At 32.7% G+C, this 10,754-nt stretch carries 12 protein-coding genes and 1 pseudogene; 2 read left to right on the top strand and 11 right to left on the bottom strand.

Features of this window, described 5'->3' with window-relative positions:
- The 3 genes and pseudogenes from ACT8VG_RS03300 to pyrF all read right to left on the bottom strand — a co-directional run.
- A pseudogene (locus ACT8VG_RS03300) lies at positions 1-192 on the bottom strand (ABC transporter permease); the annotation flags it as partial.
- 128 nt (positions 193-320) lie between these two features.
- Positions 321-959, bottom strand: a complete 639-nt coding sequence (gene pyrE / locus ACT8VG_RS03295) for an orotate phosphoribosyltransferase (RefSeq protein ID WP_195920233.1) — start codon at positions 957-959, stop codon at positions 321-323.
- Between the two features lie 2 nt (positions 960-961).
- Entirely contained in the window at positions 962-1,666 is a 705-nt protein-coding gene (gene pyrF, locus ACT8VG_RS03290) for an orotidine-5'-phosphate decarboxylase (protein ID WP_117459559.1), read from the bottom strand.
- A 167-nt stretch (positions 1,667-1,833) separates the two neighbouring features.
- On the opposite strand from pyrF, the gene ACT8VG_RS03285 reads away from it, so the two are divergent.
- Positions 1,834-3,462: a putative polysaccharide biosynthesis protein gene (locus ACT8VG_RS03285; RefSeq protein ID WP_217106602.1), complete on the top strand. Its 1,629-nt coding sequence runs from the start codon at positions 1,834-1,836 to the stop codon at positions 3,460-3,462.
- Between the two features lie 28 nt (positions 3,463-3,490).
- On the opposite strand, the gene ACT8VG_RS03280 is transcribed toward ACT8VG_RS03285, so the two are convergent.
- From ACT8VG_RS03280 to ACT8VG_RS03260, 5 genes are read right to left on the bottom strand one after another with little or no spacing between them, the layout of a single operon-like run.
- On the bottom strand, positions 3,491-3,715 hold the full coding sequence (locus ACT8VG_RS03280; protein ID WP_022424221.1) for an acyl carrier protein: 225 nt from the start codon (positions 3,713-3,715) through the stop codon (positions 3,491-3,493).
- Positions 3,716-3,760: 45 nt separating this feature from the next.
- Entirely contained in the window at positions 3,761-4,138 is a 378-nt protein-coding gene (locus tag ACT8VG_RS03275) for an MG284/MPN403 family protein (protein WP_187012335.1), read from the bottom strand.
- A 50-nt stretch (positions 4,139-4,188) separates the two neighbouring features.
- A complete protein-coding gene (locus tag ACT8VG_RS03270; RefSeq protein WP_187012334.1) occupies positions 4,189-4,923 on the bottom strand; it encodes a tyrosine-protein phosphatase in 735 nt (244 codons plus the stop codon).
- 2 nt (positions 4,924-4,925) lie between these two features.
- Complete coding sequence (locus ACT8VG_RS03265; RefSeq protein ID WP_022424218.1) at positions 4,926-5,570, bottom strand: TatD family nuclease-associated radical SAM protein; 645 nt, start codon at positions 5,568-5,570, stop codon at positions 4,926-4,928.
- Position 5,571: 1 nt separating this feature from the next.
- The gene (locus ACT8VG_RS03260; RefSeq protein WP_217106601.1) at positions 5,572-6,399 is read right to left on the bottom strand and encodes a pyridoxamine kinase; all 828 of its coding nucleotides are present in this window, start codon (positions 6,397-6,399) and stop codon (positions 5,572-5,574) included.
- Positions 6,400-6,467: 68 nt separating this feature from the next.
- Between ACT8VG_RS03260 and ACT8VG_RS03255 the strand changes: the two genes are divergently transcribed.
- Positions 6,468-7,055, top strand: a complete 588-nt coding sequence (locus tag ACT8VG_RS03255) for a pentapeptide repeat-containing protein (RefSeq protein ID WP_419178495.1) — start codon at positions 6,468-6,470, stop codon at positions 7,053-7,055.
- A 9-nt stretch (positions 7,056-7,064) separates the two neighbouring features.
- Here ACT8VG_RS03255 and ACT8VG_RS03250 read toward each other — a convergent pair whose 3' ends face one another.
- The 3 genes from ACT8VG_RS03250 to ACT8VG_RS03240 all read right to left on the bottom strand — a co-directional run.
- Entirely contained in the window at positions 7,065-9,998 is a 2,934-nt protein-coding gene (locus ACT8VG_RS03250) for an LTA synthase family protein (protein ID WP_444195196.1), read from the bottom strand.
- A 114-nt stretch (positions 9,999-10,112) separates the two neighbouring features.
- Positions 10,113-10,250 (bottom strand): hypothetical protein, encoded by a 138-nt coding sequence (locus ACT8VG_RS03245; protein ID WP_444195195.1) that lies wholly within the window; start codon positions 10,248-10,250, stop codon positions 10,113-10,115.
- 25 nt (positions 10,251-10,275) lie between these two features.
- Positions 10,276-10,754: His/Gly/Thr/Pro-type tRNA ligase C-terminal domain-containing protein (locus ACT8VG_RS03240; protein ID WP_444195194.1), on the bottom strand; the 479-nt coding region annotated here is incomplete at its 5' end.

The following is a 10,754-nucleotide window of genomic DNA, read 5'->3' as shown; positions in this document are numbered from 1 at the left end:
TGACTTAAGATTTAATACTAATCCAAATACAAACCAATATGTTAATACTTGAATAATTGGATTCGCAAAGTTCCAGAATAAACCTAACTTTGAATCACGCATGTCAGCTAGTACTTCATATTTCGAAATAGAATAAATACGAAATAAGTTCTCGCTGTTTTCTTTGATTACATATTTTACAGCCTCTAACACGTTGGATCCTCCTTAATAATCTATCTTAATATTTATACAGCATTATACTTCAAAAAGCAATATTAGCCTTTTTTATTATACTTTATTTATACGTAAAAAAAAAGGAGGGATATCCCCTCCTAGATGAATTATTTAGTCATCCAGCTTTCATCATGTGGATCAACTTTCCATGCTTTAAGCTTTTCTAATGCTTCTTCTTTAATGTAGTTATGTTCTACAGCAACAGGAAGAAGTGCATCATAGTTAGATAAAGTTACGAAATGACAATCCTTATCTGCGAAGTTCTTGATAGAATCCTTTAAACCATAAGTGAAGATAGCAACTAGTCCTAATACTTCACATCCAGCTTCTCTTAATGCATCTACTACTTCTAAAGAAGATCCACCAGTAGAAATTAAGTCTTCTACTACTACAACCTTCATACCTTCTCTTACAACACCTTCAATACGGTTCTGACGTCCATGAGACTTATTTGAACCACGTACATATCCCATTGGTTTATTTAAGATATCAGCAACTAATGCAGCATGAGCGATACCTGCAGTTGAAGTACCCATTAATACTTCACAATCAGGATAGTTTTCCTGTACTAATTCAGCTAAACCTTTTTCGATATCATTTCTTACTTTTGGATAAGATAAAGTTAATCTATTATCACAATAGATTGGTGATTTAATACCTGAAGCCCAAGTAAATGGTTCATCAGGGCTTAAGAATACAGCCTTGATACTTAATAAATCTTTCGCAATTAATTCTTCTCTACTCATTATTATTCTCCTTGAAATTGATTAAATACTTCTTTATAAGCAGCTACTGGATCAGCTGCCTTAGTAATTGTACGACCTACTACAATATAGCTAGAAGTCATATCTTTAGCCATAGCTGGTGTAGTCACACGCTTCTGGTCATCTTTAGCATCGCTTGCAAGTCTGATACCTGGAGTTACTGTTAAGAAATCTGCTCCTACTGCATCATGAATACCTTTAGATTCTAATGGTGAGCATACAACACCATCAAGTCCTGCTTCTTTTGCATTCTTAGCCCATCTGATTGCGACATCCTGAATAGGTTCATGAATACCTAATTCATCATCTAATACTTCCTGGCTTAAAGAAGTAAGACATGTAACTGCAATACATAAAGGACGATCCTTGCCCTTTTCTTCTTCTAAACCTTCAATTGCAGCCTGCATCATAGCCTTAGAGCCTGAAGCATGAACATTCACGATATCAACATCAAGACGTGCTAAGTTCTTCATAGCCATCTTTACTGTATGAGGAATATCATGTAACTTCAAGTCTAAGAAGATTGAATGTCCTCTTTCTTTGATAGCCTGAATGATTGCAGGTCCTTCTCCATAGAAGAGTTCCATACCTACCTTCACAAAGAGCGGTTCATCAAATTTATCTAGGAATTCAAGAACATCAGCTTTGTTTTTGAAATCGAGTGCAATAATTACTCTGCTTTTAGTCATAAACTACCCTCCAATTTTTTTATTCTCTATGAAGTATATCATAAAACATATAAACCTGGGAGATTTTTAAAAATATTATTATAAAAACTTAGCAGATGTTTTGGTGAATATATTGTAATAACCATATAAAAATGATATAAATTAAAAATGAAAGAATTTTATAAGGAGTGAATATTTTGAACAAATCTAAATCGATTGTTAAGCAGGCTTCTATCCTTGCACTCGCAGGTATACTTGTTCGTATTATCGGCGTCTTATATAGAAGTCCATTAACCGCTTTAATTGGTGATGAAGGGAATGGGTATTACTCTACAGCATATAACATCTATGCGATGGTATTACTTATTTCTTCTTACAGTATTCCAACAGCTATTTCTAAGCTAATCAGTGAGAAGCTCGCTCTTCGTCAGTATAATAATGCCCGTAAGATTTTTAAATGTGCACTGATCTATATTGTTGTCGTAGGTGGATCTGCTGCCTTGCTTACATTTATCTTAGCCCCTTGGATTGTGACTGAGAATGCAGTATTCGCATTAAGAATTTTATGTCCTACTATTTTCTTATCTGGTTTAGTAGGTGTATTAAGAGGTTATTTCCAGGCTTATTCTACAACTGTTTATACATCAGTCTCACAGATTATTGAACAAATGTTGAATGCTGTTGTTTCTGTTGGTGCTGCTTATTTATTTATTCAGCCATATGCAAATAATCATACATTACTAGCAAGTCGTGGTGCCGGAGGAAGTGCCTTAGGTACTGGATTTGGTGTTCTTGTTGCTCTTATCTATATGGTATGTGTTTACCTTAGAAAAGGCAGACATATGATTGATGAAACAGACGCAGATCCTCGTGTGCAATCAGGCAAAGCCATCTTCCGTTCTATTTTAAATATAGTCACACCAATCATCATTTCTACATGTATCTATAACTTAGTTTCTACTATCGATATGTTTATCTTCTATGGTATTATGCAGGCACGTGGTGTTGCACTGATTGATGTTGTTAAACTTTATGGTGTTTATGCAGGTAAATTTGTTGTGTTGATGAATGTTCCTGTCGCTCTCGCAAGTGCTATGAGTACAGCTACTATTCCAGCTATTTCTAGTTCATATGCATTAAAAGATTTAAAAGAAGTACGTGCAAATATTAAAAATAGTACTTTTATTACTATGCTTATTTTAATTCCTGCTGCTGTAGGCATGGGGGTTCTTGCTTATCCTGTAATGGGATTAATCTTCCCACAGCCTAAAACTTTAAAGATTGCATCTACTGCACTGACTCTAGGTGCTCCTGCGATTGTCCTTTATGGTTTATCTACTTTATCTAACGGTATCTTACAGGCAATTGGGGCAGTTAAAGTTCCTTTAAGAAATGCAGCTAAAGCTTTAGTTGTCCATGTTGTGATTTTAGTATTAATGCTTGTATTAGTACCATCACAGTTCCTAGATGTAGGTATTTATTTACTTGTTATTGGAACTATGCTTTATGCTTTACAAATGTGTATAAGTAACCAATATGCTTTAAATAGATTAGTAGGTTATCATGTTAATTTTAAAACAGCTGTCTTATTACCATTAGTTGCTTCTATTTTAATGGGTGCATGTGCCTATGGTTCATATTATCTACTTTTCAAGATATTCCATCGTGTCTTTATTCCACTTATTCTTGCAATAATAGTAGGTGTAGTTGTCTACTTCTTCAGTATTCTATTTATCTTCAAGGATCATTTAGAAATGTTGAGTGGTGTGCCTTATGTAGATAAAATTATTCGTAAACTATTTAAAAACAAAGCTTAAAAAAATCCAGACACCTGTCTGGATTTTCTTATGCCTTCTTTTTATCGATTAAATCACATACATCTTTCATTGTATGAATAGACATTAATTCCTCATCAGAGAATTCAATTCCTAATTCTTCTTCTAAGTCCATAATTAAATCTACAACATCAAGAGAATCAATACCTAAATCTCTTAGGTTAGAATCTAATGTAAGTTCCTGGCCTTTTAATTTACTGCTTAAAGCTTCTTTGATTTTATCGAAATAATTCATGTTGTTCACCTCACAACACTAATTATAACGCAATTTTCCCCACAATTACAATATACTTGTCACATAATCAAAAAATGCATTAATAGCTGCTTCTTGTCGGCGATAATAAGTAGCACGGGAATAATATGTCTTCCACCAATGTTTATGTTCATAGAAATAGTCTTCTAGTATAATATGATAATACTCATCACCAATAATAGATTGAGATTTTTCAATAAATATAATTCGTTTAGTGAGTTCCTGTTTTAATTGTATTCTATGAAGTAAATAGTCTTCTTTAGAGGACGATGAAGTTTGATAGTAATCTTCATAGTTAATTGAAGGATATAAGTTAGCATGGTTTAATGAGTTAAGTATATTTTTGTCTTTCTCATATTGTTTAAGTAATAATCTAATGATTCTGATTTTTTCTTTCTTGTTCATAAAAAAACACCTCCTATAGGTATATACCTTATAAGAAGTGTTTTTTCTCATTAAATGATAAAAGATTGTTTAATATCTTCAATATCTTCTTCAGACATACCGATATGGTATAAATAAGCTTTGGCACTGCCATAATGTTCTCTTAGATAATCTAAGAAGATCATCATATAACGTGGTGAAGATGTAAGGAAGTTTTCTGTATCTTCATCCATCATTTCTTTAAGTGCTTCTATGATTTCATGGTTATTGGCATAAGATTCACTATAGTCCTTAACGATATCATGATCGTAACATCCTGCAAGTTCTAGTAATAATGCCGCAATAATACCTGTACGGTCTTTACCAGCACTACAATGGAATAAAACACCTTCATATAAATGATCCTTAAAGACATCAAAGACAGCTTTGATCTGCTTCTGATGTGCTTCTAACATATAAATATAAACACCGCCAAGATCTTTATATTCTTTTACTTCGCTTGGTACGACCTTAACGACTGCATCATCCATTAAATTGATTTCAATATTTTCTACATCACGATAGTCTTTAAATGGTGATGGCTGGGCTTCTTTTTCAAAATCAGAACGTAAATCAATAGTCACACGCACACCATAATCATAAAGCTTTTTTAGATCTCCTTCAGTCGCATTAGCGGGTGAAGATGCACGGATATAATGATGGCTTTTTGTATAATAGCCTTCCTGTGTTTCATATCCACCTAGATCTCTTGTATTTGTCATCTTATCTAGAGCGATTAAACGCTCTTCACTTGTCATATATTGCATATTTACTCCTCAAAAGGTCTTACTCTTAAAGTAACACCTATTTCATCTGTAATTTTCTGACATGCTTCAATCTTTTCTTCACCAATAATATCAACAACAGTTAATACAACATTTGGTACATAAGCCTTACATTTCTTTGCGAAATCAAGCATATCATCAAAAGAAGAGATACCAAACTTAGAACGTGTCAATTCTAGGAATTCTTCTTTTGTAGGGGCATTTAATGAGATAGAGACTGTATCAAAACGTCCTTTGTATTCTGGAGTAACGTCTCTACCATAAATATCATTAGCTAAACCATTCGTATTAATACGAATCTTCATATCCTTCTTAACAGAACGGATATAATCAATGACTTCTTTGATATCATCCCATCTTTCCATTGGTTCACCAAATCCACAAAAGACGATTTCTTTAAAATCATTGAGATTGTATTTCTTAAACTCTTCAATAATCATTTCTTTAGAAGGTTCTTCTTTTAACCATAAAGAGTTATTTTCCATCATCTCTTTAGTTTGTCTTAAACAGAATGTACATGCACATGGACAACGATTTGTTGTATTTACATAGCATGTAACTCCTTTAGTAGAGTCTAAATGTGAAAGATCAATATAAGTATTTTTATAAAGTGTATATAAAATAGTCATGTTAGAAATCTCCTAATTCACTTAAATATTGTTCAAAGCATAAGCCATAATAAGTTGGTGTGCCTATTTCTTCACTATAGGCGATACATTGAGACGAGAATTCAGTTGCTTTTTTGACACATTCATAAAAAGAATGATTATTTAAATAGCCTCCTGCAATAACACTTGATACGACATCCCCTGTCCCACTACGATCTGGTCCAATACGATCCACAATAATACTTGACGTTTTACCATGATCATAAATGAAATTCATAATATGTGAGGCATCTATTGGTATTCCTGTTACTACAATCATCTCTGGTCCTTTTAAAGAAAGTTCATAACACATTTGACCTAGTTCTTCTTTAGAAGGAATGACTTCAGGATAATCACGATCAAGTAGTGTCACTAGTTCTGTTAGGTTTGGTGTAAGAATATCTGCATAATGAACAAGGTTCTTCATACTCTCTGCCATTTCTTTACTATATGTCGCATATAAATGTCCATGATCTCCCATAACTGGATCTACTAATACAAATGTTTCTTTACGTTTAAAGGATTGAATGAAATCAATAACGATTTCTACCTGCTCCTTTGAACCTAGAAAACCAGTCGCAATGCCATCAAATTCTAGTTTCAAATCCTTATATGTCTGAATATATTCAGGCATATGTTTAGTATAGTCATCAAAGTGATATACAGGAAACTGCGTATGGGTTGATAATATAGCTGTAGGTACTGGTACAGCCTGAATACGCATAGTTGATATAATTGGTGCCATAACCGCAATAGAACATCTTCCAAAGCCTGTTATGTCATTAATTAAAGCCATTCTTTTTTGTCTCATAGTCTTACCTCGTACAAGTATTTTATCATATCGACACTTTTTTTCAATAACGATATAATAGAGATGAGGTGAAGGAAATGGATTTTAATGAAAATAAGTTAATAAATCAAACATATGAGAATGATTGGCTGATAGAAGAGACATACCGACAGAGTGATTTCCATCAATGTCATTTCAACAATATTACAACACAGGATATTGTGTTTGAGAATTGTTATTTCTATCAGACAGTGTTTAATCAATGTGATTTATCGAATATCAAATTTGATAATTGCATGTTTAGACAAGTACAGTTCAATAATTGCAAATTATTAGGAAGTGATTTTACTGAATCTAGCTTTGATCAGGTGATCTTCAATAATTGTTTATGTCATTTCGCAAATTTCTCTTTTATGAGAAATAAGGAGACACTGTTTAATCAATGTGATTTGAGTCAGGCTATATTTCAAGATACTACGCTGAATAAGACAAAATATAAAGAATGCAGAATGATTCAAACATCATTTCTTCATGCGCCACTTAAAAATGTAGATTTATCTACATGTATTATAGAAGCAATTGAAGCAACTCCTCAGGATGTGAGTGGTGCTATCATTGATGAAATGCAAGCATCTGCTTTTATACACTTATTAAATATCAAAATAAAAGAGGCATAGTGAAATGCCTCATCGAGTGAAATTCATATTCTCAAGGTAATTATTTCCTGCTGTCATATCATATTGGACAAGCTTATAGTCATTATATAACTCTTTTTGTGATGATGAGAGATCGTCATATTTGATCAATTCTCCATTATCATTAATCATAGCTGCATCAGATTCTTCTTTAGAACCTGCTGCGGCTTTTGTAGTTATAACAGGTAATTCATCTAGAACCTTTTCTAATAATGCACTATAAGGTGTTGTTTTAGTTAAGGTTTGTTTTTGTACAAGTGACATAAAATCAGTAGGTGCTACAAGATCATATTGTTTATAAATTCTTCTACCAAGATGTCTTCTTGCATATTTATTAGAATAGATAAAATAATCTGTCTGATGAAGAATATTATTATTGTTTGTATCCCAATAAATGCCAGGTAAATGATCACCATAGAAGACAAATGTGATAGGTTTATTAATACTATCTATCTTTTCAATAAAGTTCTTCACTGCTTCATCTGTATGATGAAGTCCCATCACATATTCTTCTACCATTCCTCTAACATAGTCATTAGTGACTGCATTACCACTTGCTGCATATTTTTCTTTACCATCATAGTAATTGTTGTCATATGGTAAATGGTTCTGCATAGTGACAAGGTTAATGAATTTACTACCTTGAGCATCTAAAATTTCATCTATTGTATTTGCATAAGCTGTTTCATCTGATAAATAAGCACTGCGATCAATAGAAGATTGATGCTTGATTGGATATTTAGAGCCTAAATACATAAACTTATTAAAGCCAAAATTTTGATAAACTGTTTGACGACTATAATAAACACCAATATATGGATGAATCGCAACCGCCTGATTAAATAGACGAGAAAAAGCATAGGCTTGATTTTGTGTTGGGACAAGCTGCGTATAAGGTGTTAAAGCAGCAGAGAAGAACCCTTGGTTTAAACCAGTTAAAGCCATATATTCCATATTAGCTGTTCCTCCTCCATAACCTGTACTATACATAAGTCCTGAAGTCGTTGTTTTCATTAAACTTCTAATATAAGGAATAGGGTCATTTGCAAGAGTAAGTTCAGGAATACGATATGGATCTGCAAAACTTTCAGATAGGCCCATGATTACAATCTGATCATCCCAGTCATTTCTTCTTCTCCTATTAATTCTTGCAGATTCTTGTACATATTTCTTATAGAGTTGTGTCATTGTTTCTTTACTATAGTTTTCTGGTTCATCCATAACAGAAACATCAATATTATTAAGGAACTGTAAAAGAGGACCATTAACCTTCGCACCAAATAGCTGATTAAAGAAATAAGGCTGATCTCCTAGATCACGCATTAATGCATTAACATAAGAGCCATCATGATTAAAAAGAAGTGTACCACTAAAGAATATAGAGGTTACAAGTACCCAGATGATACTCTTTTTAAGAGACATATGAATAGCATAAGGATGCTTCTTTTCTAAATAAATAATCAAAATAACGACTAAAACGACTAATGCAATACTTGCAATAATGATATTTTTACCCATCATTCCAAGTAAACTCTTCCAGGCTTTAATCATTGCAAGATCTCCTGGAATAATTGGTTCTTCACGATAAATAACCTTTAAGCGATTGGCTGCTGTAATAACAATCTGAGCAAAACCAGTAACTAAGACAGATACCCAATAACGTCTTGTAATAGCCATAAGGAAACGCGCTACTAAGACAAGCATGAGTGTATTAAGCAAGACAAAGAATTGTCTTGCGAAGAGTGTGTACCAGAAAATATTGTATGTTTCTATCGCATTGATTTCAATATTATAACTTGTATTCATTGCGATAAATGATGCAAAAGAAAGAATGTAAGCACATAGCAGCATAATGATATTGATTCTATGATTCTTTAAATGCTGCTTAATCAGTTGAGTTTCTTTAGTGAACCATTGATTACTTAATTCAAAGTCACTAAAATGTTCTTCTATTGATTTAACTACTCTTTTAACCTGTGGAAGTTGTTTAATAAGGAGTGTGACTAAGAAGATGACAAAGACAATGAGTAAAGCTTCTAATTCGCTTTGTCTAAACAATTTATTAAATGATGTTCCTACAAGATCTTCATTCCAGGATACAATGTTTTCTAATCGTCCTGCTCCAATTAAGACAAGAGAAGCAATAGGAATATAGCGAATAAAAGACCATTTATTAAAGAATGGAATATTTCTTAAAAGACGAATAAAATAAATAGCAATCATTACTTCAAAGAATGAAATTGATGTAGTAAAGCGTAATGCAGTGGACATATCTCCATGTACAATCTTAGAACATAATGGCATCATAGTGACACATAGCACATTCATTAAACAAAGGAGAATTAAAGAAATGATTGAAAAACGTTTTTCTTCTGATGCTTCGATTACACCTAGATAAAATAAAATAAATGTGAACGAGATACTATATCCATCACTTAATCCTAGTGAGTCAATACCACTTAGTGTTGGTAAGAGAAGAAGCGCTAAAAGAATCCATTTTAAATAGCGTTGGTTTACCTTCTTCATAAATGGATAACAAATCAAAGAGAGAATAACACCGGTGATTACAGGTGATACATTTCTAATTATTGGTAAGAAGATTGAATAGATTGCATTTGTATCTATTTTTTTGGTAAGCAAAAAACAAATGATTGTAGAGATGAGTCCTACAACAACCGTATAAAGCCATAGTTTAAGTGCTTCTGCAAGACTATTTTCTTTTTTAGAATAAATATATCCTAAGGATATAATAACAAGGTCTAGCCCTATAAGTGTGATGATATGCTGGACCTGGATGGTACTCATTAAAGTACCTACTTTACTTATATTGATATGTTTTGCATGGGATGTCCAAAAGAGCTGATCAAGAAGCATCAGTAGAGTCCCTATTATTAAAGATAGATGCGCTGTATGTGTCTTTTTCAAATTATTTACTCCTCTTCATATTTAACGCTAAATATTATATCATCTTAACAAAAAAATAGCATTAAACAATACAAGAAAATGCTAGAAAAAAAGGGACTTTTTTGTCCCTCAAAGTTATCTTTTCCATAATGTTTTAGAGAAAATCATCAACATTGGGAATATTTCTAATCTTCCTGCAAGCATATCAAAGCTAAGTACAAGTTTAGAAAAAGCACTTAGACTTGAGAAGTTACCTATATAAAAAAATCCCAACAATTTCTTGTTGAGATTCATTTTATTAATATGCTCTTGCAAAATAAACTACATGTTTTGCTTTTTTACCACAGCATGGACATACGCCATCTGCTTCTTCATGTTCATCGATACAACGTGAAGTTGCCTGATAAAGATCTTTGATCTTTAATTCGCATGCTTCTTCACCACACCAGTTCATCTTGACATAGCCACCCTTTTCATCTAATACTCGACCTACTTCTTCTAAAGTATTAACACGAGTGATATGGCTATTTAAGAATGCTGCTGCCTTATCATACATTTCCTGATGAATTGTTTCTAATGTATCATGGATTGCCTGTGGAAGATTTTCGTCTAAGTCCATCTGAGTCTTAACACCATCATTACGTTTTACAACAACACAATGACCATTTTCAATATCACGAGGTCCTACTTCAATACGTACTGTAATACCACGCATTTCTGCTTCAGAGAACTTTTTTATTTTTGTTTTATCACTTTGATCTACACTTACTCTCATAC

It is taken from the genome of Catenibacterium sp. (assembly GCF_052354645.1).
Lineage (GTDB): Bacteria > Bacillota_I > Bacilli_A > Erysipelotrichales > Coprobacillaceae > Catenibacterium > Catenibacterium mitsuoka_A.
This window is presented reverse-complemented; position numbering and strand designations above follow the sequence as displayed.

Bases quoted from the DNA above. Each gene is read 5' to 3' on its own strand.
- ACT8VG_RS03280 (WP_022424221.1), bottom strand. From the start codon at position 3,715: ATGAATTATTTCGATAAAATCAAAGAAGCTTTAAGCAGTAAATTAAAA.
- ACT8VG_RS03270 (WP_187012334.1), bottom strand. From the start codon at position 4,923: ATGCAATATATGACAAGTGAAGAGCGTTTAATCGCTCTAGATAAGATG.
- ACT8VG_RS03260 (WP_217106601.1), bottom strand. From the start codon at position 6,399: ATGAGACAAAAAAGAATGGCTTTAATTAATGACATAACAGGCTTTGGA.
- ACT8VG_RS03275 (WP_187012335.1), bottom strand. From the start codon at position 4,138: ATGAACAAGAAAGAAAAAATCAGAATCATTAGATTATTACTTAAACAA.
- pyrF (WP_117459559.1), bottom strand. From the start codon at position 1,666: ATGACTAAAAGCAGAGTAATTATTGCACTCGATTTCAAAAACAAAGCT.
- pyrE (WP_195920233.1), bottom strand. From the start codon at position 959: ATGAGTAGAGAAGAATTAATTGCGAAAGATTTATTAAGTATCAAGGCT.
- ACT8VG_RS03265 (WP_022424218.1), bottom strand. From the start codon at position 5,570: ATGACTATTTTATATACACTTTATAAAAATACTTATATTGATCTTTCA.